The organism is Hydrogenophaga sp. ANAO-22, assembly GCF_042466645.1.
Taxonomy (GTDB): domain Bacteria; phylum Pseudomonadota; class Gammaproteobacteria; order Burkholderiales; family Burkholderiaceae_C; genus Hydrogenophaga.
Genome location: NZ_CP159956.1, coordinates 5,501,918 through 5,528,645, shown reverse-complemented (window position 1 = coordinate 5,528,645; position 26,728 = coordinate 5,501,918). Strand labels below are relative to the sequence as shown.

Here is a 26,728-nt window from a genome sequence, read left to right as displayed (position 1 = left end):
ATCCAAGGCTTTGCTAATTGCGGCAAGTACAACGAAACGGTTTCGTTGCGGCTGCGGCACCTGAACTGAAAGAAACGCCATGAAAGACGGTATCCACCCCAACTACCGCGAAGTCTGCTTCCAGGACCTCTCCAACGGTTTCAAATTCGTGACCCGCTCCTGCGCGAACACGAAAGAGACCATCAAGATGGAAGACGGCCGCGAGCTGCCGCTGTACAAGCTGGACACCTCCAGCGAGTCGCACCCCTTCTACACCGGCACGCAAAAAAGCGTGGACAACATGGGTGGCCGCGTCGAGCGCTTCCGCAACCGTTACGCCAAGACCGCCAAGTAAGCGGCGTGTGCCCGGGCTTTTCCCGGGTGTTCGCACCTTGCTCAGAAAAGCAGCCCGATCCGGCTGCTTTTTTTTCGCCCCTGTATATTCGCCGCAGTGAACCAGCCCACCCCCGCCATCGTCACCCAGTCGGCCGTGCGCCGTCTGCCGCGGCTCGCGCTCATTCTGTTCTGCGTGGCCTATGTGCTGCCCGGTTTCCTCGGCCGCGAGCCCTGGAAGAACGCCGACGTGTCCGCATTTGGCGTGATGCTGGAAATGGCCGCCGGCCACAGCGGCTGGTGGAGTCCCCAGGTGCTGGGTCTGGCGGTCGAAGAAGCCGGTCCCTTGCCCTACTGGCTGGGCGCGGCCTTCATCCGGCTGCTGCCCTTCGTCTCACCCGATTTCGCGGTCCGCATCCCGTTTGCCTTGCTGCTGGCACTCACGTTGATCTGCACTTGGTACACGGTGTACCACCTGGCACGCCAACCCGCCGCGCAACCGGTGGCCTTTGCCTTCGGTGGCGAAGCACAACCCACCGACTACGCGCGCGCCTTGGCCGATGCAGGCCTGCTGGCACTCATGGCCTGCCTCGGTCTGGCCCAGCTCTCGCACGAAACCACGCCTGACCTGGCCCGCCTGGCCTGGGTGTCGCTGCTGCTGTTCGCGGCGTCGCGGCTCGCGCATGCGGGCAGCCGTCGGCCGCTGCGCAGCGTGTTCGCCTGGGGTGTCGCCGTGCTCGGGCTGGTCTTCAGCGGCGCGCCCTGGATCGCGGTGCTGCTGGCCAGTGGACTGCTTCTGATTCTGTGGCTCTCGCGCCGCACGCCCCCCTCGTCCGTTCCGCAGACCGACTGGTTGCTGGAGGCACCTGTCTCGGGGCGCGACCCGTTGCTGTCGGCGGCGCTGTCGCTGGTGGTGGTGTTCGTTGTGGCGATTTACCTCGGTCAAGTGCCCGCCCCGGCCCTGCAAACGCCTTGGGCCGAAGTGCAGTGGCGCAGCTGGGGCAAGCTGCTGGTGTGGTTCACCTGGCCCGCCTGGCCGCTGGTGCTCTGGACCCTGTGGCGCTGGCGCCACCAGTTGCTGCGGCCCCATGTGGCGCTGCCCTTGTGGGCGGCGCTGGTGAGCGTCGCGGACAGCGCGCTGTCGGACGAACGGGATCGCGCCCTGCTGTTGGGCCTGCCCGCGCTGGCTTCGCTGGCGGCCTTCGCCCTGCCCACCCTGCGCCGCAGCGTGGCCGCGCTGGTGGACTGGTTCACGCTGGTGTTCTTCTCGGGCTGTGCGCTGGTGATCTGGGTGATCTGGCTGGCCATGCAGACCGGCGTTCCCGCCAAGCCCGCCGCCAACGTCGCCCGCCTCGCGCCCGGGTTCGTGCCCGAGTTCTCCTTCCTGCTTTTCGCCGCCGGTGCGATCGCGACGGCCGCCTGGCTCTGGCTCGTGGCCTGGCGCGTCGGCCGGCACCGCCAGGCGCTGTGGAAGAGCCTGGTGCTGCCCGCGGCCGGCAGCACGTTGTGCTGGCTGTTGTTGATGACGCTCTGGCTGCCTCTGCTGGATTTCGGCCGCAGCTACGGCCCGATCTCGCGGAGCATCGCGCGCCTGGTCTCGCCCCAGAGTTGTGTGCTGGTCGATGGCCTGAGTCAGGCGCAGATCGCGGCCTTGCAGTACCACGGCCGCCTCGAGTTGGTGCGCACCGGTGCCTCGGATGAAAACCGGTGCCGCGGCCTGGTGGTGGATCCCGAGAACCAACGCTCGCTGGACCAGCGCGTCGACCTCACGCAATGGGCTTTCAAGGCCACGGTGCGTCGGCTGACCGACAACAAGGAAAGCCTGCTGGTCTACCAGCGCGTCAGCCGCTGACGCGCTCGCGCACGCGCGACGGGGGCAAGGCAATCGCGAAAGTCGAGCCTTCGCCCAGGACGCTCTGCACCTCGATGTGGCCGCCATGGCGCTGTGCCACGTGCTTGACGATGGCCAGCCCCAGGCCGGTGCCGCCGGTTTCCCGCGAACGGCTGCGATCCACGCGGTAGAAGCGCTCGGTCAGGCGCGGCAGGTGTTCTGCGGCCACGCCCGGCCCCGTGTCGTTGACGAAGAACTCCACCCAACCGTCCGCACGCCGCCGCCAGCCCGAGCGGATGCGTCCGCCGCCCGGCGTGTAGCGCACCGCATTGCTCATCAGATTCGACATCGCGCTCAGCAACTCCGTGCGGGCACCCGAGACCCAGAGATCGGGGCCATCCAACGGTTCGATGTCGTGCGGCGTGGCGGCAATCGCGTGCGTCAGTCCCCTCGCCTCGGCCACCACATGGTTCAGCAGCTCGTCGGCATCGATCCACTCGCCCGGCCCGGGTGCGGGACTGCCTTCCAGCCGGGAGAGGGTCAGCAAATCGCTAACCAGGGTCTGCATGCGGTGGGCCTGCTGGCTCATGAGACCGAGGTAACGCGTGCGGTCCGCCTCTTCCAGCGGGATGCTCTGCATGGTCTCCACAAAGCCGCTGAGCACCGTGAGCGGCGTGCGGATCTCGTGCGACACGTTCGCCACGAAGTCGCGCCGCATCGTCTCGGCCAGCTGCACGGCGGTCACATCGCGCGTGATCATCAGCTTGCGCTTCTTGCCATAGGGGTGGATCTGCAGCGAAATCTTGGTGGGCTGCGACGGCCGTGGGCCGGGCCCGTCGATCTGGATCTCGTGGCCGAAATCGCCCCCCGCCAGGTACGCGGTGAAGGCCGGGTTGCGCACCAGATTCCTCACGTACTGCCCAAGATCGCGCTGGGGGTCGAAGCCGAGGTGGTTGGCGGCGGTGAGGTTGGACCACTCGATGCGTCCGGAAGAATCGAGCAGCACCACGCCATTGGGCGAAGCCTGGATGGCTGCCAGGAAATCTTCCAGGCGCGCGTCGCTGCTCTGCGCCTTTTTCTCCAGCTTCTTGATGACCTTGCGGCAGCGCTCCACGAGCTCGCCCCATGCGCCGCTGAGATTGGGGGCCCGGGTCGCCTCGCCCTTGTTGAGCCAGCGCATCACGCGCCGCGCCCTCAGGCCATCCACGAAAGACCACACCAGGGCGCCCACGAGGCCGCCAGCGAAGGTGATACCGGGCGACTCATGGGCCCAGCCCCAGACCGCTCCCAGAGCGACCAGGAGCAGCAATTCAATGGCACGACGGGTCATGCGGCCGGGATCGGGGCGCCTTGAGCCGGTTTTCCGGTGTGATTCATCGCCGTGAGGCGGTAGCCCGCGCCGCGCACCGTTTCCACCATGCCGGACGCTTCACCCAATGACTCTCTCAATCGCTTGACGTGCACGTCCACGGTACGCTCCTCGATGAACACATGGTCTCCCCAGACCTTGTCGAGCAGCGTACCACGGGTGTGCACCCGCTCGGCGTGTTTCATCAGGTAGTGCAGCAGCTTGAATTCCGTGGGCCCGACCTTGAGTTCCACACCCCGGAAGGTCACGCGGTAGGTGGCGGCATCCAGCGCCAGTTCACCCACCTGCACCGAGTCGTTCACGATCTCGGGGGCCCGGCGGCGCAGCACGGCGCGGATCCGCGCGAGCAGCTCCTGGGTGGAGAAGGGCTTGGTGATGTAGTCATCGGCACCGGCATCCAGGCCCTGCACCTTGTCGCTCTCGTCGCTGCGCGCGGTGAGCATGAGGATGGGCACGGTCTTGGTGCGTTCGTTCTTGCGCCACTGGCGCGCCAGCACGGCGCCGCTTTCGCCAGGCAACATCCAGTCGAGCAGGATCACGTCGGGCAGCACCGCATCCACCTCGCGCTGGGCAGCGGCGCCATCGAACACCACAGTGGGCGCGAACCCGTTGTGGCGCAGGTTGACCGCGATCAGTTCGGCGATGGAGGGTTCGTCCTCGACCACGAGAACGCGTGGCAGCTTTCTCATCCGACCACCGACTCCACGGCCGACATGGGCACGTGCCGCACGTCTTCACCCTTGACGATGAAGATGATCTGTTCCGCGATGTTCTTGGCATGGTCGCCCACACGCTCGATCGACTTGGCCAGGAACAGAAGATCCAGGCTGGGCGAGATGGTGCGGGGGTCTTCCATCATGTAGGTGATGAGCTTGCGCAGGAAGCCGTTGTACTCGTGGTCAATCGCGTCGTCGCCCTTGATGATGGCCACGGCCATGGCGGTGTCGAGGCGCGCGAACGAATCGAGCGACTTGCGCAGCAGCGCGGCGGCCAGGTCGGCGGCCATGCGCAGCTCCGAGCTGGGCAGGTTGCGCGGCGAACCATTCTGGATGATGGACTTGACCATGCGGGCGATGCGGGCCACTTCGTCACCGGCGCGCTCCAGGTTCTGCGTGGTGCGGGAAATGGCCATCAGGAAACGCAGGTCGCGGGCGGTGGGCTGGCGACGGCCGATGGTGGAGATGATCTCGTGATCGATCTGCACTTCCATCTGGTTGATGCGGTTTTCGTTCTCCATCACCTGCTCGGCCGATTCCAGGCTCATGTGGATCAGCGCATAGACCGCCTGGTGCAGCTGGGACTCGACCAGGCCGCCCATTTCGAGCACGTGCGTGGAAATGGAGTTCAGCTCGGCGTCGAACTGGCTGGAGATGTGTTTGTCGGTCATGTAGGGCCTCCTTGGGTCGCTGAATGAGCGGGCTCAGCCGAAACGGCCCGTGATGTAGTCTTCCGTCTCCGTCTTGTTCGGCTTGAAGAAGATCTGCTCGGTCGAACCGAATTCGATCAGCTCGCCCAGGTACATGTAGGCGGTGTAGTCGCTGCAGCGGGCAGCCTGCTGCATGTTGTGCGTGACGATGGCGATGGTGTAGTCCTGCTTGAGCTCGTGCACCAATTCTTCCACCTTGCCGGTGGAGATCGGATCCAGCGCGGACGTGGGTTCGTCGAGCAGCAGCACCGACGGCTTCACGGCCACGCTGCGCGCGATGCACAGGCGTTGCTGCTGGCCGCCGGAGAGCGACAGGCCGCTCTGGTTGAGCTTGTCCTTGACCTCGTTCCAAAGGGCCGCCTTGGACAGCGCCCATTCCACCCGATCGTCCATCTCGCCGCGGCTGAGATCTTCGTACAGCTTCACGCCGAAGGCGATGTTGTCGTAGATCGACATCGGGAACGGCGTCGGCTTCTGGAACACCATGCCGATGCGCGCGCGCAGCAGGTTGATGTCCTGCTTGGAGTCCAGGATGTTCTGGCCGTAGAAATTGATTTCGCCCTCGGCGCGCTGGCCGGGGTACAGGCTGTACATGCGGTTGAGCGTGCGCAGCAGCGTGGACTTGCCGCAACCCGAGGGGCCGATGAAGGCGGTGACCTTGCGCTCCTCGATGTTCATGTTGACGTTCTTCAGGCCCTGGAACTTGCCGTAGAAGAAGTTCAGGTTGCGCAGCTCCAGCGCATTCTTGGCGGTGGCCGTGGCGGCCGAGGCAGTGGCGGTGTTGGGCATGGTCGGTTCCGTGTCGGGTATTCGGTTGTGCGGGGACGGGGCTCAGCCCGCCTTCTTTTCGCGCAGGAAGACCCGCGCCACGATGTTGAGGGCCAGCACCGAGAGGGTGATCAGCAACGCGCCCCCCCAGGCCAGTCGAATCCAGTTGTCGTAAGGGCTCAGGGCGAACTGGAAGATCACCACTGGCAGGTTGGCCATGGGCGCACCCATGTCGGTGCTGAAGAACTGGTTGTTCAGGGCGGTGAACAGCAGCGGCGCGGTTTCGCCGCTGATGCGGGCCACGGCCAGCAACAAACCGGTCATCACGCCGCTCTTGGCCGCGCGCAGCGTCACCAGCGTGGCCACTTTCCAGCGCGGCGCGCCCAGGGCGAAAGCCGCTTCGCGCAGGCTGCCCGGCACCAGGCGCAGCATGTTCTCGGTGGTGCGAACCACCACAGGCACCGCGATCAGCGACAGCGCCAGGCTGCCGGCCCAGCCGGAGAAATTGCCCAGCGTGGCCACGGCGATGGCGTACACGAACAAGCCCAGCACGATGGAAGGGGCCGACAGCATGATGTCGGTCACGAAACGCGTGAGCTCGGCGGTCTTGCTGGTATCGCCGTACTCGGCCAGGTACACGCCGGCAAAGATGCCGATGGGCGTGGAGACCAGCACCGAGAAGCCCACCATCATCAGGCTGCCGACGATGGCGTTGGCCAGGCCGCCGCCATCCGTGCCCGGCGCCGGCGTGGACTGGGTGAACATGTTCCAGTCCAGCGCGGCCAGGCCGTTGCTGAACAGCACGCTGAGGATCCAGAGCAGCACGAACAGGCCCAGCACCATGGCGCCCATGGACAGGGTCAGGCCGATGGCATTGGCGCGCTGGCGGCGCTTGTAGAGGCGGTGGTTGAATTCCATGGTGTGGTGTCTCAGAGACCTTTGGCCTTTTCAGCGCGCAGCAGCATGATCTTGGCGGCTGACAGCACGATGAAGGTGATGACGAAGAGCAGGAAACCGAGGGCGAACAGGGTGGAGAGGTGGAAGTCGGCCGCTTCACCGAACTCGTTGGCCAGCGTCGAGGCGATCGAGGTGCCGGGCGAGAACAGCGAAGTCGGCAGGCGGTTGGCGTTGCCGATCACGAAGGTCACGGCCATGGTCTCCCCCAGCGCGCGGCCCAGGCCCAGCATGATCCCGCCGATCACGCCTTTTTGCGTGTAGGGCAGCACCACGCGGCGCACCACCTCCCAGGTCGTGCAACCGAGGCCGTAGGCCGATTCACGCAGGATGGGCGGCACGATCTCGAACACGTCGCGCATCACCGCGGCAATGAAGGGCAGCACCATGAAGGCCAGCACGATGCCGGCGGCCAGGATGCCGATGCCGTTGGTGGCACCACCGAACAGGGGCCCGATCAGCGGCATCGAGCCCAGCAGGCCTTGCATGCCGGGCTGCACGTAGTCGGCGAACAGGGGTGCGAAGACGAACAGACCGAACATGCCGTAGATGATGGACGGCACGGCCGCCAGCAACTCAACGGCCGTGCCCAGGGGGCGGCGCAGCCAGACGGGGCAGTTTTCGGTCAGGAAAAGCGCGATGCCGAAGGCCAGGGGAACGGCAATCAGCAAGGCGATGCCGGCGCTGGCCAGCGTGCCCACGATGGCGATCGCGGCGCCGAACTCCTCGTTGACGACGTCCCATTCGACACGCCAGACGAAACCCAGGCCGAACTTCTGGAAAGCCGGCCAGGCATTGACAAACAGGGAAATGATGATGCCCATCAGGGCGACCAGCACCAGCAGCGAGAAGCCCTGGGTGACCCGGTGAAAGAAGATGTCCTCGATGCGTTGCCGTTTGGCAATCGACACCATGCTGGGATTCCCGGACGCTGCCGGCGCAGATTTCGAACTCATGGTTGTTCCCACGCTCATGTTGACTCCGTATTGTGATCCTGAGAACAACGGGATCCGCCGGCCAACCCTTTCCAGCCGGCGGATGTCATCGGACAAGTCGGTTGCTGATTACTTCTGGATCTGCGACCAGACCTTGGAACGGATCTCGTTCGTCAGGCTGTCGGGCAAGGCCACGTAGTCCAGGTCGGCGGCCATCTGCTTGCCGCTCTTGAAGGACCAGTCGAAGAACTTCAGCACTTCGGCGGACTGGGCCTTGTCGGTCGGCTGCTTGTACATCAGGATGAACGAGGCGGTGCTGATGGGCCAGCTGTCGGCGCCCTTGGCATCGACCATGGACACGCCCATGCCCGGCACGCTGAACCAGTTCACGCCAGCAGCCGCGGCGGCGAACGACTTGTCGTCCGGGCTCACGTACTTGCCGTCCTTGTTCTGCAGTTGCAGGAAAGGCATGTTGTTCTTCTTGGTGTACGCGTATTCCACGTAACCCAGCGAACCCTTCACACGGGTCACGTTGGCGGCCACGCCTTCGTTGCCCTTGCCGCCGACGGAGGAAGCGGCCGGCCATTTCACGGCGGCGCCCTTGCCCACCTTGTCGGCCCAGTCCTTGCTCACGGTGGACAGGTAGTCGGTGAAGTTGAAGGTGGTGCCCGAACCGTCCGAGCGGTGGATGACGGTGATGGCCTGGTCAGGCAGCGCTTTGCCGGGGTTCAGGGCGGCCAGCTTGGGGTCGTTCCACTTGGTGATGGTGCCCAGGAACATGTCGGCCAGCACGGGGCCGGTCACGCGCAGTTCGCCCGGCTTGAAGCCTTCGAGGTTGATCACGGGCACCGTGCCACCAATGATGGCGGGGAATTGCACCATGCCGTCTTTGTCGAGGTCTTCACCGGAGACAGGGGCATCGGTAGCACCAAAGGCCACAGTTTTGGCCTTGATCTGGCGGATGCCACCCGAAGAACCGATGGACTGGTAGTTCAGGCCAACGTTGGTTTCCTTCTTGTAGGCCTCAGCCCACTTGCCATAGATCGGGTAGGGGAAAGAAGCGCCTGCGCCGGTGATGTCGGCGGCCAGTGCGGAACCCATGCCAGCGGTCGCCATGGCGGCTGCGGCCACGGTCTTGAGGAAAATTCGTTTGTTGATCATGAAGTGACTCCTAGCGGTTGGGGATTCAGAACAAGGAGGACTTTAGGCAGGCAATATGACATCCATGTGACATCGAACGCTTGTCACACAACAGGCGATCATTCCTGAGACCACCGACAGGCGGCGCTTCACGGCCATGCGTCACAATCCGGGTTTTCCCGCTCAATCCAGCCCCTGGGGCCACCCCTCGGCCCCGCGCCGTCGTCTCGCATGCAAAACGGAACCCTCCTCGCCGCCATCGACCTCGGCTCCAACAGTTTCCGGCTGGAGATCGGCCGTTACCACTCGGGCCACATCGAGCGCATCGAATACCTGAAGGAAACCGTGCGCCAGGGCACCGGGCTGGACGAGGAAAAGAACCTCAGCCAGGCCGCCATGGAGCGCGGCTGGGAGTGCCTGGCACGGTTCGCCGAGCGGCTGCACGGCTTCAAGAAACAGCAGGTCCGGGCCGTGGCCACGCAGACCCTGCGCGAAGCGAAAAACCGCGACGAGTTCCTGCGCAACGCCCAGGCCATCCTGGGGTTCTCGATCGACGTGGTGTCGGGCCATGAAGAAGCCCGCCTGATCTACCAGGGCGTGTCCCGCCTCCTGCCCCACTCGGACGAAAAGCGCCTGGTGGTGGACATCGGCGGGCGCTCGACCGAGATGATCCTGGGCCAGGGCTACACGGCGCGCGCCATGGAGTCGTACCGGCTGGGCAGCGTGGCCTGGTCCACGCGCTACTTTCCGCGCGGCCAGTTCACCGCATCGGCCTTCAAGACCGCTGAAGTGGCGGCCAAGGCCGTGATCGACGAGGCGCTGGACAAATTCCCCCCGCCCGAATGGACCATCGCCTACGGTTCCTCGGGCACCGTGGGGGCGGTTGCCGACATGCTGGCGGCCAATGGCTGGGCCTCCGGCGTGGTCACGCGCGCCGGGCTGGACTGGCTGACCGAGCGGATGATCAAGACCGGCAGCGCCGACCAGTTGCGCCTGGAGGGCCTGAAAGACGACCGGCGCCCGGTGATCGGCGGGGGTGTGAGTGTGCTGCGCGCCATCTTCGACCTCTTCGGCATCGAGCAGATGGTGCCGGCCCAGGGCGCGCTTCGCCATGGCGCGCTCTACGACCTGATCGATCGCGACACCGACGGCGGCGACGTGCGCGAGCGCACCGTGCGCTGGCTGGCCCACCGTTTCTCGGCCGACGATGTGCAGGCCCAGCGGGTCAGCGAGGTCAGCACCGCCCTCTTCGCTCAGATTGCGGCGCTCGACGCACAGAACGAGCGCTACTCGCAGAAACTGGCGTGGGCGGCACGCCTGCACGAGATCGGCACGCACATCTCGCACGAACGCTCCCACCACCACGGCGCGTACATCCTGGACAACATGGATGCCCCGGGCTTTTCCCTGCCTGAACTGCACCGCATGAGCCAGCTGGTGATGGGCCAACGCGGCAAGCTGCGCAAGCTCGAAGACGCCCTGATGGACGAGCTGTTCGCCAAGCAGCTCATGGCGCTGCGCTTGGCCGTGCTGCTCTGCCACGCGCGCCAGATGCCGGAGTACCAGTCGGTCAAGCTGAGCTACAAGCCGCGCGCCTTCAAGCTCTCGACCAACCCGGGATGGGCCAAACGCTACCCGCAGTCGGCTTGGCTGCTGGGGGAAGAAGTGGTGGCCTGGCAGAAGTCGGCCTGGAAGTTCACGGCGGACATCCGGTAGCGCCCACACTGTCACACAGTTGTCACTATTTCGAGGTAGACGGAAAACGGTATATACGGTTTATACTCCGGCCCCTTTTGTCATCCCCGGAGTGCATTCATGGCCAGTCAGAGCAACAAAACCAGCCCCAAGAAACCCAAGCTGGTGCGCGACAGCTTCACCATCCCCAAGACCGAGTTCGCCGCCATCGACCAGCTCAAGACCCGTGCGATCGCACTGGGCTCCAGCGTCAAGAAAAGCGAACTGCTGCGCGCTGGTTTGATGGTGTTGCAAGGCCTGAACGACGCGGCCTACAAAGTGGCCCTCGCTGCCGTGCCCACGCTCAAGACGGGCCGCCCGACGGTGACCGACAAGCCGGCGGCCACCAAGCCCGCGACCAAGGCGATTGCCAAGCCGGCCGCACCCGCTGCCACCCAGCCTGCGGCCAAGGCGGCATCCCCTGCCGCCAAGCCCGTGGCCAAAAAAGCAAGCGCAAAAAAGTCGGCCCCCGCACCCAAGGCCGCCGTCAAGCGCCCGGTGGTCCGCCGCGCGGCACCCGCCAAAAAAGCCGTCTGATCAGATCAGCTCGGGCGTCTGCACCGTGACCACCACGGTCTGGCCCACGTCATCGCGCTCGCGGTGGCGAAGCCACCACACGGCGCCCTTCTTCACCGAACAGTCCTCTTCGGTCAGGCCCAGCAGGCGGGCCACCACGCGCCCCAGCGTGGGCTGATGGCCGACCACCACCACCGGCGACTTGCCGTAGGGCCATTGCACCAGCTCCAGCAAGGCCAGCGGGTCGCCATCGGGTGAGAGGTCGTCGCGCAGCTTGTACTTGCGGCCCAGCGCCAGCACCGTCTCTTCACAGCGCACCGCCGGGCTGCTCCAGATGCGAGCGCCATCGGGCAGTTGCCGATCCAGCCAGGCGGCCATGCGGGTGGCCTGTTTTTCGCCGCGCGGGGTCAGCCGCCGCGCCAGATCCTGGGAATCACCAGGCCGCCCGGTCAATGGTTCGGGGTGGTCGTGCGCCTCGGCGTGCCGCCACAGAATCAGGTCCATGGTCCGGTTTTCCATGTCGTCAGCCTTTGCTGCCATACAGGGCCATCAGGCTGGCCTGCGCCGAATGCAAGGTGATGCGGCCCCGGCCGTTGCCGTTGGCCCCGGCGGGCACGTAGCTGCCGTCCGGCCGCAGCAGCCAGGCGTCCTTGGTGTCGTGCAGGTAGGCCTGCAGGCACTCGTCGATGATGCGATGGCGCAGCGCGTTGTCGGTCACGGGCCACGCGAGTTCGATGCGCCGCAGCATGTTGCGGTTCATCCAGTCGGCGCTGGAGAGCCAGAGCTCCTCCACCTCGCCGGTGCGGAAGTAGAACACCCGGGAATGCTCCAGCAGGCGCCCGATCACCGAGCGCACGTGCACGTTGTCGGTGAAGCCCGGCACCTGAGCGGGCAGGATGCAGGCGCCGCGCACGATCAGGTCGATCTTCACGCCCTGCTGCGAGGCCACGGCCAACGCACGCGCCATCGGCTCGTCGGTCAGGGCGTTCATCTTCAGGACGATGCGCGCGTCCTGCCCGGCCTTGGCGGCGGCACCTGCGGCCTCCACCTTGTCGAGCATGGCCTTGTGAAGATGGAACGGCGCGATCAGGGCCTTGTTGAGCTTGGGCAGGCGGTTCTGGCTCGCCAGGTGCAGAAAGATCTGCTCCAGGTCGGCGGTGAGCGCGTCATCGGCCGTGAGGTAGCTCAGGTCGGTGTAGAGGCGCGCCGTGCCGGGGTTGTAGTTGCCGGTGGACAGGTGGGCGTAGCGGCGCAGGCCCGTGGCCTCGCGGCGCGTGACCAGCAGCATCTTGGCGTGCGTCTTGAGGCCCACCACGCCATAGACCACCTGGGCGCCCACCGACTCCAGCCGCTCGGCGTAGTTGATGTTGGCCTCTTCGTCGAAGCGCGCCTTGAGCTCCACCACCGCCGTCACTTCCTTGCCACGGCGCACGGCTTCGCGCAGCAGGTTCATCAGCTCCGACTTGGCGCCCGTGCGGTAGATGGTCTGCTTGATGGCCAGCACATCGGGGTCTTCCACCGCTTCGCGCAGGAAGCCCAGCACCGCATCGAAACTCTCGAAGGGCTGGTGGATGAGCACGTCGCCCTGCCGCAGGCGCTCGAAGTACGACTGCCCGGGTGTGAGCTGGGCCGGCCAGCCCGCGCTGTAGGTCTCGAAGCGCAGCGCGGGTGCTTCGACCTGGTCGATCAGCTGGTTCAGCCGCACGAGGTTGACCGGGCCGGGCACGCGGTACAGCGCCCGCTCGGTCAGCGCGAACTGCTCCAGCAGGAAGTTGGAGAGGTGGATCGAGCAGCCGGCCGAGACCTCCAGCCGCAGGGCCTGGCCATAGTGGCGCTGCTGCAAGCCCTTGCGCAAGGCGGTGCGCAGGTTCTTCACCTCTTCCTCGTCCACCGCCAGATCGGAATGGCGGGTGACACGGAACTGGGAAAACTCGGTGACCTGGCGTCCAGGAAAGAGGTCGTTCAGGTGCGAACGGATCAGGCTGGAGATGGAGACGAAGTGCGTCTGTTTGGAGCCTTTGACCGGTGGCATGCGGAAGAAGCGCGGCAGGATGCGCGGCACCTTCACGATGGCGATCTCGTTCTCGCGGCCGAAAGCGTCCTTGCCCGTGAGGCGCACGATGAAGTTGAGCGACTTGTTCGCCACCTGCGGGAACGGGTGGGCCGGGTCCAGCCCCACCGGCATCAGCAGCGGCTGCACTTCCTTGATGAAGAACTCCTTGACCCAGCGGCGCTGGCGCGGATTGCGCTCGCCGTGCGAGATCAGCTTGATGCCCTTCTTCTCCAGCAGCGGCAGCAACTCGTCGTTGTAGATGGCGTATTGCTGGGCGACCAGCGAATGCACCTTGTCCGAGAGCTGTTCGTAGGACAGCGAGGTGAAGGGGCCGCGCTGTTCGTTGGCCCGCGCCGCCGTCAGGTGGGGCGCCACACGGACTTCGAAGAACTCGTCCAGGTTGCTGGAGACGATGCTCAGGTAGCGCAGGCGCTCCAGCAACGGCACGTCGGCCCGGCGCGCCCAGTCCATCACGCGTTCGTTGAAGGCGAGGATGCTGTGATCGCGATCGAGGAGGGGTAGCTTCTGATGCAGGGTGTTGCCGCTCATGGATGCCGCTGGAATCGAAGGGTTCGCCTGCTGCCCGCCGCTCCCGGCCGGTGATCCCTGGCGCACCATGTGTCGATTATTCAACGATTGGATGACGTTTGTGTGACAGTACCGTGCCATCCACCTCCTTCATGGCGCGAACCGCGGACCTCGGTCGGCGGGGCCGGGGCAGGACGCTGAGGTGGGACACGAACAGCGTCGCCGCCCGCCCCCATCCGAACTGGAGGGCGCGATCCCGCGCTTCGTGGCGTTTGACCTTGAGCGCGTCCTTCCAGGCCTCGCGCAGATCGTCGCGCAGGGCACCGGCCCCGCTGTTGCCAATCACCTGCAGGGGGCCGTCCACCGGGTAGGCGGCCACCGGCACGCCACAAGCCATGGCCTCGAGCATCACCAGGCCAAAGGTCTCGCTGCGACTGGGAAACACGAACACGTCCGCCGCCGCGTACACCTGCGCCAGCTCATGGCGGGGCAGCACCCCGAGCCAATGCACATTCGGGTAGCGCTGGCGCAACGCCGAGGTCAACGGCCCCACACCGCACACCACCTTGCTGCCAGGCAGGTCCATGCGCAGAAAGGCATCGATGTTCTTCTCGTAGGAGAGGCGGCCCACGAACAGGCTGACGGGGTGCGCCAGCGGCCCCAGCGGCGCATAGCTGGTGGGTGGGTCCGTCAGCGAAAAAAGGCGCGTGTCCACGCCGTGCGTCCAGGCGCGCAATTGGCCAAAACCCCGCGCCTTGAGCATGTCGAGCACGCCCTGCGTGGGCACCATCACGCCACTGCTGGGGCGGTGGAAGCGGCGACACAGCGCGTACCCCCACGACACGGGGACGCCCAGGGCCGCGTGCAGGATCTCGGGAAATTTGGTGTGGAAGGCGGTGGTGAACGCCAGTTTGCGCCGCAGGCAGTGGCGCCGCGCGGCCCAGCCCAGCGGACCCTCGGTGGCGATGTGGATCGCGTCCGGTTCGGCCGCGTTGATCAATTCGCGCATGCGGCGGCCGGGAAACAGCGCGACGTCGATGCCTGCATAACCAGGGCAAGGCCTCGTGCGGAACTGGCCCGGATGGATCACCACCACCTCGTGGTCGCTGGCCTGCAGCTGCCGCGCCAGTTCCACGAGCGTGGTCACCACGCCGTTGACCTGGGGTTGCCAGGCGTCGGTCACGATCAGGATTTTCATGCGATGCGTCTCCCCCTGGCGAAAGCCGACTCAGGACGGTTGGCCCTCGGTCTGCGGTTCTGGCGACCGCTCCTCGTGGGACAGCGGCGTTGTGGCCTGCTCGCTCCAGTGCACCAGCTCGAGGCGGCCATCCAGATGCTCCACCAGCGCGGTCAGGCTCTCCACCCAGTCGCCGTCGTTGCAGTACAGCGTGCCGTCGATGTGCCGCATTTCCGCCCGGTGGATGTGGCCGCAGACGACGCCCTGGTAGCCGCGCGAGCGGGCTTCGGCCGCCACCGCGCGCTCGAAATCGGTCACGTAGTTCAGCGCGCTCTTGACCTTGTGCTTGAGGTACTGCGAAAGCGACCAGTAGGGCAGGCCCAGGCGCGCGCGCAGCGAATTGAGGTGGCGGTTCAGGCGCAGCGTGAGCTCATAGGCGTTGTCGCCCAGGTAGGCCAGCCACTTGGCGCACTGGATCACGCCGTCGAAGTGGTCGCCGTGCACCACCCACAGGCGTTGGCCGTCGGCCGTGGTGTGCACCGCCTCGTTCGCGACCTCGATGCCGCCGAAGTTGTGGCCGTCGAACTGGCGCGCGAATTCGTCGTGGTTGCCCGGCACGAATACCACGCGGCAGCCCTTGCGCGAGCGCCGCAGCAGCTTCTGCACCACGTCGTTGTGCGCCTGCGGCCAATACCATTTGCGGCGCAGTTGCCAGCCGTCGATGATGTCGCCCACCAAGTACAGGGTGTGGCTGGGGTGGTGCTTGAGGAAATCGAGCAGCGGCCGCGCCTGGCAACCCGCGGTGCCCAGGTGCAGGTCGGAAATGAAAACGGCCCGGTAGCGGGCACGTTCGGAAGGTTCCTGCGCGTCGTCGTCGCTGCCGCCACCGGCGGCCCAGACGCCGCCCGCCTGCGGCAGGCCGGACTTCACCGCCCAACCGCCCAGAACGTCGAGCGCGGCTCGCATCAGGCCCCCAGGAAATGCTTGCGGTAGCGCGCCGGCAGGTCCGAGATGCGCATCAGCATGGGCAGATCGGCCGCGTTGAAGTCCGGGTCCCAGGCCGGAGGGCCCAGCACCTTGGCGCCCAGGCGCAGGTAGCCCTTGATCAGCGCGGGCGGCTCCACGTCGAGTGTGTCGTCGAGCTGCTCGATCGGCAGTGGCAGGCGGGGCCGCACGTGGCAGTCGATGGGCGCCAGGTGCGTCGCCTTCACCTGCCGCCAGATGCTGGCCGCCGCATGGCCCCCGCCCACCATGCCGTGCGGGCCTTCGTGCTGCATCGGGATGCTGGCGCAGCCGATCATGGTGTCGAGCTGGTTGCGCACCATGAACTCGGCCAGCGCGCCCCACAGCGCCATGATCACGCCACCGTGGCGGTGATCGGGGTGCACGCAGCTGCGGCCCAGTTCGACCATGCGCTCGCGCACGGCGCGCAGGCGGGTGAGGTCGAATTCGGTGTCGCTGTAGGTGCTGCCCACGCGCTTGGCCTGGGCCGGGGTCAGCACGCGGTAGGTGCCGATCACGCGCTGGGTGGTGGCATCGCGCACCAGCAGGTGTTCGCAGAAATCGTCGAACAGGTCCACGTCGTGGCCGGGCACCTGCTGCGGCAGGCGCGCGCCCATCTCGGTGGCGAACACGTCGAACCTCAGCCTTTGCGCTTCACGAACCTCGTCCAGATGCCGCGCCCAGGAGACGGCGATGCCACCGCTGACGGGCTGCGGCGCTGGCGAGAAAAGCGGGCGGGGATGAAGTGACCCCCGTGGCAACGAGACCGGCGAAAGGTCCAGCGTGGGGGTGGGCAGTTCTTTCATGGCGGGCTCCTGGGTCAGTGCGCCCACCAGGGGCGCGGAGTTGAGTGAAGCTGTGGTCATGAACAGGCAGTGTGCGAACCACGGGTGTCTCCCGCATGGCAATCGCATGAAGTTTTGGTGACAACGGCCCACCCCCAGGGGGCCTGCCAGAATACGGAGCTGTGAACCCCAACCCCGCCCCCCTCCGTGCGCAGTTGCGCTGCCACCCCGCCACGCCCTGCGGTGTGGTGCTGGCGGTGTCGGTGGAGGTCCGCGTCCACGCCGATGGCTTGCGGCTGCGCTACGCGCTGCGGGGGGACACCACGGCCTTGCGCATCCCGGCACCGGCCGCGCCCGTGCCCACCGACGGCCTGTGGCGGCACACCTGCCTGGAGGCCTTCGTGGCCGCCGACGGCGAGGCCGCCTACCGCGAGTTCAATTTCTCGCCGTCGAGCGAGTGGGCCGCCTACCGGTTTTCATCCGAACGCCAGCGCGATGAAGCGGCCGAAGCCCACGACCGCGCGTTGCTGCGCCCCCCGCTGGCCCACACCACGCCGCGCGCCCTCACGCTCACCGCGCGCCTGCCGGCCGCCGTCCTGCCCCGCAGCCCTTCCGCGCTGTGCCTGGGCCTGTGCGCCGTGATCGAAGAACGCAATGGCCAACTGAGCTACTGGGCGCTGCACCACCCGAACGAACGCCCCGACTTCCACCACCCCGACGGCCGCGCCCTGCGGCTGGCCGCACCCCTGCCCTGAACCAAGACCCCATGCAATTCGGCATCGAACGTTTCCTGCAAGACCCTGCCCTGCGCGCCCCCTTGAAAGACCGGCGCGTGGCCCTGCTCGCGCACCCGGCCTCGGTCACGCGCGACCTGACGCATTCGCTGGACGCCCTGGCCGCCCTGCCCGACGTCCGGCTCAGCGCCGCCTTCGGCCCGCAACACGGCCTGCGCGGCGACAAGCAGGACAACATGGTCGAGTCGCCCGACTTCAACGACCCCCGGCTGGGCATCCCGGTGTTCAGCCTCTACGGCACGGTGCGGCGGCCGACCGACGCCATGATGGACAGCTTCGACGTGCTGCTGGTCGACCTGCAGGACCTCGGCTGCCGCATCTACACCTTCATCACCACGCTGCGCTATGTGCTGGAGGCCGCCGCGCGGCACGGCAAGGCGGTGTGGGTGCTCGACCGCCCCAACCCGGCGGGCCGCCCCATCGAAGGCCTCACGCTGCGCGAAGGCTGGGAAAGCTTCGTGGGCGCCGGTCCCCTGCCCATGCGCCATGGCATGACCATGGGCGAACTGGGCCACTGGTTCATCGCCACGCTCGGCCTGCAGCTGGAGTACCGCGTGATCACCATGGCCGGCTGGCAGCCCGAGGCGGCACCGGGGTTCGGCTGGCCCGAAGGCCGCACCTGGGTCAACCCCAGCCCGAACGCGGCCAACCTGTCGATGGCGCGCGCCTACGCCGGCACCGTGATGCTCGAAGGCACCACGCTCAGCGAGGGCCGGGGCACCACCCGGCCCCTGGAGCTCTTCGGTGCGCCCGGCATCGACACCCGCCGCCTGATCGCCGACATGCAGGGCCTGGCTCCGCAGTGGATCAGGGGCTGCGTCTTGCGCGAGTGTTTCTTCGAGCCCACCTTCCACAAGCACGTGGGCCAGATGTGCGCGGGCGTGCAGATCCATGTGGAGGACCCGACGCACTACGACCACGCGGCCTTCAAGCCCTGGCGCCTGCAGGCGCTGGCGTTCCGGGCCTTGCGGCTGCAGGCGCCGGACTACCCGCTGTGGCGGGATTTCGCCTACGAGTACGAGCACGACCGGCTGGCGATCGACCTCATCAACGGCGGGCCGCTGTTGCGCGAGTGGGTGGACGATGTGTCTGCAGCGCCCGATGTGCTGGACGCCGCGGCGGCGGCCGACGAAGCCGCCTGGGCCGAGGCGCGCCGGCCCCACCTGCTTTACTGAGCGTTCAGAGCCACTTCTGCAGGAACTGGGCGCTGCCCATGGCCGGGTCGAGCTGGTAACCGGCAAAACCGATGCGCTCGTAGAGGCGCATGGCGGGCTGGTTGCCGGACAGCACCTCCAGCGTGAGTTTCACCGCGCCGCGCTCGCGCGCGATGAGTTCGGCCTGGGCCAGCATCTGCTCGGCAATGCCGCGGCCCCGGTGGCTCGCCAGCACGGCCACGTCGTGCACGTTCACCAGCGGCTTGCAGGCGAAGGTCGAAAAGCCTTCGATGCAATTCACCAAACCCACCGCTTGCCCGCCGTCAAAGGCCAGCACGCTGTAGGCCTGCGGCCGCGCCGCCAGGCTGGCCACCAGGTTCGCTTTGGCAAAGGCCGACAACCCCTGCCCCCCACCCGCGGGGTCGCTGGCGTAGGCATCGAGCAGCAGGACCAGCGCCGCCGCGTGCGCGGGGTTGGCGTAGTCGGCGCGCAGCGTGGTGATGCCGGCCGTGGTCACGCCGGCACCTGTGCCTGCACCGCAGCGGCCAGACGCTCGGCGCAGGCCTGGGCCTGCTTGGCGTCACGCGCTTCCACCATCACGCGCAGCAGGGGCTCGGTGCCACTGGCGCGGATCAGCACGCGGCCGCTGTCGGCCAGTTCGGCCTCCACCGCGCGGGTCTCTTCGTCCAGGAAGGTGTTGGTCTTCCAGTCCTGACCGGGCTTGAGCCGCACGTTGATCAGGGTCTGCGGGAACAGCGTCACGTCGGCCAGCAACTGGGCCATGGTCTTGCCGCTGTCGACGCAGGCGTGCAGCACCTGCAGGGCCGACACCAGGCCGTCGCCGGTGGTGTGGCGGTCCAGCACCAGCAGGTGGCCGGAACCTTCGCCGCCCAGGATCCAGCCATGGCGCTCGAGTTCTTCCAGCACGTACCGGTCACCCACCTTGGCGCGCACGAACTTCACGCCGCGCGACTTGAGCGCGACCTCCACCGCCATGTTGGTCATGAGCGTGCCCACCACGCCCGGCACGTCTTCGTCGCGCGCGATGCGGTCCGCCACGATCAGGTACAGCAGTTCGTCGCCGTTGTAGAGGCGGCCCTGGGCATCGACCATCTGAATGCGGTCGGCATCGCCATCGAGCGCGATGCCGTAGTCGGCGCCGTGGGCCTTCACGGCCTCCAGCAAGGCCTGCGGGTGGGTGGCACCCACGTGGTGGTTGATGTTCAAGCCATCGGGCGAACAACCGATCTTGATGACCTCGGCACCCAGCTCGTGGAACACGGCGGGCGCGATCTGGTAAGCCGCCCCATTGGCGCCATCCACCACGATCTTCAGGCCCTTGAGCGTGAGGTGGTAGGCGCAGGTGCTCTTGCAGAATTCGATGTAGCGGCCGGCCGCGTCGTCCAGCCGGCGCGCCTTGCCCAGCAAGGCCGACTCCACCCACACGGGCGGCTCTTCCAGCGCGGCCTCGACCGCCAGCTCCCAGTCGTCCGGCAGCTTGGCACCCTGGGCGCTGAAGAACTTGATGCCGTTGTCGGCAAACGGGTTGTGGCTGGCCGAAATGACCACCCCCAAGCTGGCCCGCTGCGCCCGCGTGAGGTAAGCCACCGCGGGCGTGGGCACCGGGCCGAGCAGCACCACGTCCACCCCCGCCGAGTTGAAACCCGATTCGAGCGCCGACTCCAGCATGTAGCCGGAAATGCGCGTGTCCTTGCCGATCAGCACGGTGGGGTGTGCCTCGGTGCGCCGCAACACGCGTCCCACGGCATGCGCCAGGCGCAACACGAAATCGGGGGTGATGGGGGCCTGCCCGACGGTGCCTCGGATGCCGTCGGTGCCAAAGTATTTGCGGGCCATGTTGCTCCTGTCCTCTCTCTTGTTGTGGGATTCGGGTTCCCGCATTATCGCGGGCGGCCCTGACGGTCAGCTGATTTGCAATGCCTGCCAGACCTTGAGCGCGTCCACCGTGTCACGCACGTCGTGCACACGCACCACGCGCGCACCGCGCTCCACCGCCAGCAAGGCCGCCGCCACACTGGCCGCCGCGCGGTCGGCGGGCCGCTCGTGGCCGGTGACCGCACCCAGTGTGGACTTGCGCGACCAGCCGGCCAACAGCGCATAGCCCAGGGGCAGCAACTCCGCCTGACGCGCCAGCAGGCTCAGGTTCTGGGCCACGGTCTTGCCAAAACCGATGCCGGGGTCGAGCACGATGCGCTCGCGCGCCACGCCGTTCGCCATCAGCACGCCGGCTCGTTCGGCCAGGAAGGCGAGCACGTCGGGCAACACGTCGCCGTCCATGGGGGTCACCTGCATGGTCTGGGGATCGCGGTGCATGTGCATCAGGCACACGCCGCAGCGCGGGTGCGCCGCCACCGCCTGCAGCGCGTCACCGCGCCGCAGGGCCCAGATGTCGTTGACGATGTCAGCCCCCGCGTCGAGCACCGCCCGCATCACCTCGGGCTTGTAGGTGTCCACCGAGATCGGCACGTCCAGGCGCACCGCCTCCCGGACCACGGGCAGCACGCGCGCCAGCTCCTCCTCCAGCGGCACCGCCGGGCTGCCCGGGCGCGTCGATTCACCGCCGATGTCCAGGATGTGGGCGCCCTCCTTCAGCAACTGCTCGCAATGCCGCAGCGCGGCGGCTGTGCCGGCATGCAGCCCGCCATCGGAAAACGAATCGGGCGTGACGTTGACGATGCCCATGACGCGCGGGCTCGTGAGGTCGATATCGAAACGGGTGGTTTGCCAGCGCATGGAAAAACAAAAGAACGGTAGAAACAACAACGGGGCCGAAGCCCCGTATGTACATGAAGAATCCGCGCCGCTCAGGCGGCCGAGGGTGTGGGGTCGGTGGTCACCGCCGGGGTGCCTCCGCTGCCCCCACCGCCACCCACCGAGGGGTTGCGCGGCGTCCAGTCCTTCGGCGGGCGCGGCGGCTTGCCGGCCATGATGTCGTCGATCTGGTCGGCGTCGATGGTTTCCCATTCCAGCAGCGCGGTGGCCATGGCGTGCATCTTGTCGCTGTGCTGCTCGATCAGGTCGCGCGCCAGCTTGTACTGGGCGTCGATGATGCGGCGCACCTCGGCGTCCACCTTCTGCATGGTGGACTCGCTCATGTTGGTGGTCTTGGTCACCGAACGGCCCAGGAACACTTCACCTTCGTTCTCGGCGTAGACCATCGGGCCCAGCGCGTCGGTCATGCCGTAGCGCATCACCATGTCGCGGGCGATGGTGGTCGCGCGCTCGAAGTCGTTCGAGGCGCCGGTGGTCATCTGGTTCATGAACACTTCTTCGGCGATGCGGCCACCGAACAGCATGCTGATCTGGTTCAGCATGTAGTCCTTGTCGTAGCTGTAGCGGTCCTGCGCGGGCAGGCTCATGGTCACGCCCAGCGCGCGGCCGCGCGGGATGATGGTGACCTTGTGCACCGGGTCGCACTTGGGCAGCAGCTTGCCGATCAGCGCGTGGCCCGACTCATGGTAAGCCGTGTTGCGGCGCTCTTCCTCGGGCATGACCATGCTCTTGCGCTCGGGGCCCATGAAGATCTTGTCCTTGGCCTTCTCGAAGTCCTGCATCTCCACCACGCGTGCGTTGCGGCGCGCGGCCATCAGGGCGGCTTCGTTGCAGAGGTTGGCCAGATCGGCACCGCTCATGCCCGGCGTGCCGCGCGCGATCACGCTGGCGTTCACGTCGGTGCCCAGCGGCACCTTGCGCATGTGCACGTTCAGGATCTGCTCGCGGCCGCGGATGTCGGGCAGCGTCACATAGACCTGGCGGTCGAAGCGGCCCGGGCGCAGCAAGGCGGCGTCCAGAATGTCCGGGCGGTTGGTCGCGGCGACCACGATCACGCCCAGGTTGGTTTCGAAACCGTCCATCTCCACCAGCATCTGGTTGAGGGTCTGTTCGCGCTCGTCGTTGCCACCGCCCAGGCCCGCGCCACGCTGGCGGCCCACGGCGTCGATTTCGTCGATGAAGATGATGCAGGGCGCGTTCTTCTTGGCGTTCTCGAACATGTCGCGCACGCGGGCCGCGCCCACGCCGACGAACATTTCCACGAAGTCGGAACCCGAGATGCTGAAGAACGGCACCTTGGCTTCACCGGCAATGCCCTTGGCCAGCAGCGTCTTGCCGGTGCCCGGCGGGCCGACCAGCAGCAAACCGCGCGGAATGCGCCCACCCAGCTTCTGGAACTTGGCCGGGTCTTTCAGGAAGTCCACGACTTCCTTGACTTCTTCCTTGGCCTCGTCGCAACCCGCCACGTCGGCGAAGGTCACGGTGTTGTTGTTCTCGTCGAGCATGCGGGCTTTGCTCTTGCCGAAGCTGAACGCCCCGCCCTTGCCGCCGCCCTGCATCTGTCGCATGAAGTAGATCCAGACGCCGATCAGCAGCAGCATCGGTCCCCAGCTGACCAGCAGGGTCATGAGCAGCGAACTCTCTTCGCGCGGGCGCACGTCGAACTTGACGTTGTTGTTGATCAGGTCGCCCACCAGGCCGCGGTCGAGGTAGGTGGCGGTGGTGCGCACGCGACGGTCGTCCTGCGTGATGGCCACGATCTCGGTGCCGCCCTGGCCTTCCTGGATGGTGGCGCTCTTGATGCGCTGGGCTTTGACCTCGTCGAGGAATTCGGAATACCCCATGTAACCCGAACCCGCCGCGGAGCGCGTGTCGAACTGCTTGAAGACGGTGAAAAGCACCATGGCGATGACCATCCACACGGCGATTTTCGAAAACCACTGGTTGTTCAAGTGCAGCTCCTGGAGACGATAGTGACTGACAAGCTCATATGTTTCCCATTCTAGGACTTTCAAGCCCCCATGCCCCTGGGGCATGACGTGGCAATGTCAATCAAAGGGTTGGCATTTTTCAATGGCGCCAGGGCGTCAAGCCCCTCAACCGACCTTTTTCAGACCCAGTCCCACCAGGAAGGTTTCCGAGGATTTGTCCCGGGAGGCCTTGGGTTTGACCGCCTTGACTGTGCGAAAGGTCTCGCGAAACAGCGCCACCATGGGGTCATAGGCCCCGCCATGGAACAGTTTGACCACCAGCGCACCGTCGGGCTTGAGGTGATGAACGGCAAAATCCACCGCGAGTTCAACCAGATCGGAGATCCGGGCGGCGTCGGTCATGCCGATGCCCGAGAGGTTGGGCGCCATGTCCGACACCACCAGATCGACCTGCTGCACGCCCCGGTCCACCAGGGCCTGCTCCAGCTCAGCCAGCACCGCCGCCTCGCGGAAATCGCCCTGGATGAAGTGCACACCTTCCACCGCCTCCATGGGCAGCATGTCCAGCGCGACGATGGTGCCGTGCAATTCGCCCACGGCCGCCCCGTTCGGGCTGAGCCGGCGGCGCAGGTACTGGCTCCAGGCCCCGGGCGTGGAACCCAGATCGACAACCGCCTGTCCGGGCCGCACCAGCCCCAGCGTGTCATCGATTTCCTGCAGCTTGTAGGCCGCCCGCGCACGGTAGCCGTCCTTCTGCGCCAGGCGCACGTACGGGTCGTTGACGTGCTGGTTGAGCCAGGCCTTGTTGACCTTCTTGCTCTGTGTTTTGACTTTCATGCCCATGAGGGACGCCTGGGGTCTGTGTAAACGATAATTGTCCCATGCCCCAGATCACACTCACCCCCGCCCAGCGCAAAGTCCACCGAGCCGAGGCCCACCACCTCGATCCCGTCGTCCACATCGGGGGTGACGGTCTGAGCGCCTCGGTGAAGAAAGAAGCCGACGCCGCGCTCAAGGCCCACGGCCTGATCAAGATCCGGGTGCTCAACGACGACCGCACCGCCCGCGAAGCCATGCTCCAGACCCTGGCCGACGAGCTGGACGCTGCGCCAATCCAGCACATCGGCAAGCTGCTGGTGCTCTGGCGCCCCATGCCGGAGAAGGAAAAGGTCGTCGACGAGGACCGCAAGCCGGGCCCGCGCGACGTCAAGGTGCTGAAATTCAGCAAGCGCGGCGGCCAGCGCCCCGAGGTCAAGGTGGTGCGCGTGCTGGGCAACCAGCGCCTCACGCCCGGTGGCCAGGTCAAGCGCGCCAAGGTCATGAAAAAGAGCGTGAAGAAGAGCGCGCAATCCCAATAGCCGCGATAGCCTCTGGCTCCCCGTTCGTGCAGGGCCGCGCCTTGAACTTCCCTCATACCGCCACATCTGACAACGCATGAACGACCGAACCGCCCCAGCCACCCTCAATCCCCTGCTCGACTTCAGCGACCTGCCCCGCTTCGATGCGATCACGCCAGCGGCGGTGGGTCCCGCGATGGACCTGCTGCTGCAGGCGGCGAGCACCGCGCTGGAAGAGGTCACGGCACCCGGTTTTCCCAACGATTGGGCCCGGATTTCCCTCACGCTGGACGTGCCCGCGGAGCGCCTGTCACGCGCCTGGGGCGCGGTGAGCCACCTCAACAGCGTGGCCGACACCCCTGAGCTGCGCGCGGCTTACAACGAGGCGCTGCCCAAAGTCACCGAGTTCTGGACGCGGCTGGGTGCCGACGAGCGCCTGTACGCCAAGTACAAGGCCATGGACCCCGCCACGCTCAATGCCGAACAGGCCCAGGCCCACCACAACGCCATGCGCGGCTTCGTGCTGGGTGGCGCGGCCCTGGAAGGTGAGGCCAAGGCCCGCTTTGCCTGGCTGCAGGAACGCCAGGCCGAACTGGCCCAGAAGTTCAGCGAAAACGCATTGGACGCCACCGACGCCTTTTCGCTGATCGCCACGGCCGACGAGATGGCCGGCGTGCCCGACGACGTGCTCCAGGCCACCGCCGCGGCGGCCCAGGCCGAAGGCAAGACCGGCCACAAGCTCACGCTGAAGATGCCCTGCTACCTGCCGGTGATGCAGTTCGCCCACAGCAGCCCCCTGCGCGAGAAGCTCTACCGCGCCTACGCCACCCGCGCCAGCGATCAGGCCGCTGGCGAGGCCGCGAAGTTCGACAACACCGCGATCATGGGCGAGCTGCTCGCCCTGCGCCACGAAGAGGCCCGCCTGCTGGGCTACCGCCATTACGCCGACGTGTCGCTGGTGCCCAAGATGGCCGAGTCGCCCGAGCAGGTGATCGCCTTCCTGCGCGACCTGGCCGCCAAGGCCCGGCCCCACGCCGAGAAAGACCTGGCCGACCTGCGCGAATTCGCGGCCACCGAACTGGGCCTGAACGATCCCCAGGCCTGGGACTGGCCCTACATCGGCGAGAAGCTCAAGGAGGCGCGCTACGCCTTCAGCGAGCAGGAAGTCAAACCCTATTTCACCGCCCCCAAGGTGCTGGCCGGTCTGTTCCAGATCGTCGAGACCCTGTTCGAGGTCGCGATCCGCCCCGACCAGGCGCCCGTGTGGAACCCGGGCGTGGCGTTCTACCGCATCGAGCGCTCGGGGCCTCAGGGCACCGAGCTGGTCGGGCAGTTCTACCTGGACCCGGCCGCCCGCACCGGCAAGCGGGGCGGCGCCTGGATGGACGATGTGCGCGCGCGCTGGCTGCGACCCGACACGGGCGTGCTGCAAACGCCGGTGGCGCACCTGGTCTGCAACTTCGCCGAGGGGGTGAACGGCAAGCCCGCGCTGCTCACGCACGACGACGTCATCACCCTGTTCCACGAGTTCGGCCACGGCCTGCACCACATGCTCACGAAAGTGAACGAGCGCGATGTCTCCGGCATCAGCGGCGTGGAGTGGGACGCGGTCGAGCTGCCCAGCCAGTTCATGGAGAACTTCTGTTGGGAGTGGGATGTGCTCAAGCACATGACGGCCCACGTGGACACCGGCGAGCCGCTGCCGCGCGCGCTGTTCGACAAGATGTTGGCCGCCAAGAACTACCAGAGCGGCCTGCAGACGCTGCGCCAGGTGGAGTTCTCGCTGTTCGACATGCTGCTGCACAGCCTGCCCGAGCCCGCCGCCAGTGGTGCGGCCATTCTGGCGCTGCAGCAACAGGTGCGCGACGAAGTGGCCGTGCTGCAACCGCCGGCCTACAGCCGCACGCCGCACACCTTCAGCCACATCTTCGCCGGCGGTTATTCCGCGGGCTACTACAGCTACAAATGGGCCGAAGTGCTGTCGGCCGACGCCTACGCCGCCTTCGAGGAAGCGGCGCTGCAAAATGGCCACAGCACGCTGGACGTCGCCACGGGGCGCCGCTATCGTCAGGCGATCCTGGAAGCCGGTGGCAGCCGCCCGGCCATGGAGTCGTTCAAGGCCTTCCGGGGCCGCGAGCCGAGCATCGACGCCCTGCTGCGCCACCAGGGCATGGCTTGATTTGTCCCGT

The 26,728-nt window shown here is 66.7% G+C and carries 25 protein-coding genes; 8 read left to right on the top strand and 17 right to left on the bottom strand.

The annotated features are described in order from the left end of the window. Positions 1-79: 79 nt before the first annotated feature. Together ABSY19_RS26865 and ABSY19_RS26860 are read left to right on the top strand one after the other, a co-directional pair. Complete coding sequence (locus tag ABSY19_RS26865) at positions 80-334, top strand: type B 50S ribosomal protein L31 (RefSeq protein WP_382157412.1); 255 nt, start codon at positions 80-82, stop codon at positions 332-334. A 96-nt stretch (positions 335-430) separates the two neighbouring features. After that, positions 431-2,164, top strand: a complete 1,734-nt coding sequence (locus ABSY19_RS26860) for an ArnT family glycosyltransferase (protein WP_382157410.1) — start codon at positions 431-433, stop codon at positions 2,162-2,164. Here ABSY19_RS26860 and phoR read toward each other — a convergent pair. The 7 genes from phoR to pstS all read right to left on the bottom strand — a co-directional run bounded on the left by phoR (position 2,154) and on the right by pstS (position 8,756). Then, positions 2,154-3,473, bottom strand: a complete 1,320-nt coding sequence (gene phoR, locus ABSY19_RS26855; protein ID WP_382157408.1) for a phosphate regulon sensor histidine kinase PhoR — start codon at positions 3,471-3,473, stop codon at positions 2,154-2,156. The two genes, ABSY19_RS26860 and phoR, sit on opposite strands and share 11 nt — an antisense overlap. Next, a complete protein-coding gene (phoB, locus tag ABSY19_RS26850) occupies positions 3,470-4,201 on the bottom strand; it encodes a phosphate regulon transcriptional regulator PhoB (protein WP_382157405.1) in 732 nt (243 codons plus the stop codon). The genes phoR and phoB overlap by 4 nt, the downstream gene beginning before the upstream one ends. Then, positions 4,198-4,899, bottom strand: a complete 702-nt coding sequence (gene phoU, locus ABSY19_RS26845; protein WP_382157403.1) for a phosphate signaling complex protein PhoU — start codon at positions 4,897-4,899, stop codon at positions 4,198-4,200. Before phoU ends, phoB begins: the two co-directional genes overlap by 4 nt. Positions 4,900-4,932: 33 nt before the next feature. Further along, the gene (gene pstB, locus ABSY19_RS26840) at positions 4,933-5,727 is read right to left on the bottom strand and encodes a phosphate ABC transporter ATP-binding protein PstB (RefSeq protein WP_382157401.1); all 795 of its coding nucleotides are present in this window, start codon (positions 5,725-5,727) and stop codon (positions 4,933-4,935) included. 42 nt (positions 5,728-5,769) lie between these two features. Beyond that, positions 5,770-6,624, bottom strand: coding sequence for a phosphate ABC transporter permease PstA (gene pstA, locus ABSY19_RS26835; RefSeq protein ID WP_382157399.1), 855 nt, complete (start codon positions 6,622-6,624; stop codon positions 5,770-5,772). An 11-nt stretch (positions 6,625-6,635) separates the two neighbouring features. Then, positions 6,636-7,616, bottom strand: a complete 981-nt coding sequence (gene pstC, locus ABSY19_RS26830; RefSeq protein ID WP_382157397.1) for a phosphate ABC transporter permease subunit PstC — start codon at positions 7,614-7,616, stop codon at positions 6,636-6,638. A 108-nt stretch (positions 7,617-7,724) separates the two neighbouring features. Beyond that, positions 7,725-8,756 (bottom strand): phosphate ABC transporter substrate-binding protein PstS, encoded by a 1,032-nt coding sequence (gene pstS, locus ABSY19_RS26825; protein ID WP_382157395.1) that lies wholly within the window; start codon positions 8,754-8,756, stop codon positions 7,725-7,727. Positions 8,757-8,966: 210 nt separating this feature from the next. Here pstS and ppx point away from each other — a divergent pair, with 210 nt between their 5' ends. Further along, complete coding sequence (gene ppx / locus ABSY19_RS26820; protein WP_382157393.1) at positions 8,967-10,451, top strand: exopolyphosphatase; 1,485 nt, start codon at positions 8,967-8,969, stop codon at positions 10,449-10,451. A gap of 99 nt (positions 10,452-10,550) precedes the next feature. Then, positions 10,551-11,006: a hypothetical protein gene (locus ABSY19_RS26815; protein WP_382157391.1), complete on the top strand. Its 456-nt coding sequence runs from the start codon at positions 10,551-10,553 to the stop codon at positions 11,004-11,006. Here the strand turns inward: ABSY19_RS26815 and ABSY19_RS26810 are convergent, their stop codons facing one another. From ABSY19_RS26810 to ABSY19_RS26790, 5 genes are all read right to left on the bottom strand, one after another. Further along, complete coding sequence (locus ABSY19_RS26810; RefSeq protein WP_382157389.1) at positions 11,007-11,489, bottom strand: SixA phosphatase family protein; 483 nt, start codon at positions 11,487-11,489, stop codon at positions 11,007-11,009. It lies immediately after the preceding gene. A gap of 19 nt (positions 11,490-11,508) precedes the next feature. Beyond that, positions 11,509-13,587, bottom strand: a complete 2,079-nt coding sequence (gene ppk1, locus ABSY19_RS26805) for a polyphosphate kinase 1 (protein ID WP_382157387.1) — start codon at positions 13,585-13,587, stop codon at positions 11,509-11,511. Positions 13,588-13,663: 76 nt separating this feature from the next. Then, a complete protein-coding gene (locus tag ABSY19_RS26800) occupies positions 13,664-14,764 on the bottom strand; it encodes a glycosyltransferase family 4 protein (protein ID WP_382157384.1) in 1,101 nt (366 codons plus the stop codon). Positions 14,765-14,794: 30 nt separating this feature from the next. Then, on the bottom strand, positions 14,795-15,709 hold the full coding sequence (locus ABSY19_RS26795) for a UDP-2,3-diacylglucosamine diphosphatase (protein ID WP_382157382.1): 915 nt from the start codon (positions 15,707-15,709) through the stop codon (positions 14,795-14,797). Next, positions 15,709-16,551 carry a GNAT family N-acetyltransferase gene (locus tag ABSY19_RS26790; protein WP_382157380.1) on the bottom strand — a complete coding sequence of 281 codons (843 nt, stop codon included), beginning with the start codon at positions 16,549-16,551 and terminating at the stop codon, positions 15,709-15,711. Before ABSY19_RS26790 ends, ABSY19_RS26795 begins: the two co-directional genes overlap by 1 nt. Positions 16,552-16,712: 161 nt before the next feature. Here ABSY19_RS26790 and ABSY19_RS26785 point away from each other — a divergent pair, with 161 nt between their 5' ends. Together ABSY19_RS26785 and ABSY19_RS26780 are read left to right on the top strand one after the other, a co-directional pair. After that, on the top strand, positions 16,713-17,285 hold the full coding sequence (locus ABSY19_RS26785) for a DOMON-like domain-containing protein (RefSeq protein WP_382157378.1): 573 nt from the start codon (positions 16,713-16,715) through the stop codon (positions 17,283-17,285). An 11-nt stretch (positions 17,286-17,296) separates the two neighbouring features. Beyond that, the gene (locus tag ABSY19_RS26780) at positions 17,297-18,499 is read left to right on the top strand and encodes an exo-beta-N-acetylmuramidase NamZ domain-containing protein (protein ID WP_382157376.1); all 1,203 of its coding nucleotides are present in this window, start codon (positions 17,297-17,299) and stop codon (positions 18,497-18,499) included. 4 nt (positions 18,500-18,503) lie between these two features. Here ABSY19_RS26780 and ABSY19_RS26775 read toward each other — a convergent pair whose 3' ends face one another. The 5 genes from ABSY19_RS26775 to ABSY19_RS26755 form a co-directional block, all read right to left on the bottom strand. Beyond that, positions 18,504-18,995, bottom strand: coding sequence for a GNAT family N-acetyltransferase (locus tag ABSY19_RS26775; RefSeq protein WP_382157374.1), 492 nt, complete (start codon positions 18,993-18,995; stop codon positions 18,504-18,506). Beyond that, positions 18,992-20,335, bottom strand: coding sequence for a phosphoglucosamine mutase (glmM, locus tag ABSY19_RS26770; protein WP_382157372.1), 1,344 nt, complete (start codon positions 20,333-20,335; stop codon positions 18,992-18,994). The genes ABSY19_RS26775 and glmM overlap by 4 nt, the downstream gene beginning before the upstream one ends. A 66-nt stretch (positions 20,336-20,401) precedes the next feature. Then, positions 20,402-21,232: a dihydropteroate synthase gene (gene folP / locus ABSY19_RS26765; protein ID WP_382157370.1), complete on the bottom strand. Its 831-nt coding sequence runs from the start codon at positions 21,230-21,232 to the stop codon at positions 20,402-20,404. Between the two features lie 71 nt (positions 21,233-21,303). Then, a complete protein-coding gene (gene ftsH, locus ABSY19_RS26760) occupies positions 21,304-23,223 on the bottom strand; it encodes an ATP-dependent zinc metalloprotease FtsH (RefSeq protein ID WP_382157368.1) in 1,920 nt (639 codons plus the stop codon). Between the two features lie 144 nt (positions 23,224-23,367). Continuing rightward, positions 23,368-24,039, bottom strand: a complete 672-nt coding sequence (locus ABSY19_RS26755; protein ID WP_382157366.1) for an RlmE family RNA methyltransferase — start codon at positions 24,037-24,039, stop codon at positions 23,368-23,370. Between the two features lie 44 nt (positions 24,040-24,083). Between ABSY19_RS26755 and ABSY19_RS26750 the strand changes: the two genes are divergently transcribed. Together ABSY19_RS26750 and ABSY19_RS26745 are read left to right on the top strand one after the other, a co-directional pair. Then, positions 24,084-24,560 (top strand): YhbY family RNA-binding protein, encoded by a 477-nt coding sequence (locus tag ABSY19_RS26750; protein WP_291112915.1) that lies wholly within the window; start codon positions 24,084-24,086, stop codon positions 24,558-24,560. Between the two features lie 76 nt (positions 24,561-24,636). Further along, the gene (locus tag ABSY19_RS26745; protein WP_382157364.1) at positions 24,637-26,718 is read left to right on the top strand and encodes a M3 family metallopeptidase; all 2,082 of its coding nucleotides are present in this window, start codon (positions 24,637-24,639) and stop codon (positions 26,716-26,718) included. Positions 26,719-26,728 lie beyond the last annotated feature (10 nt).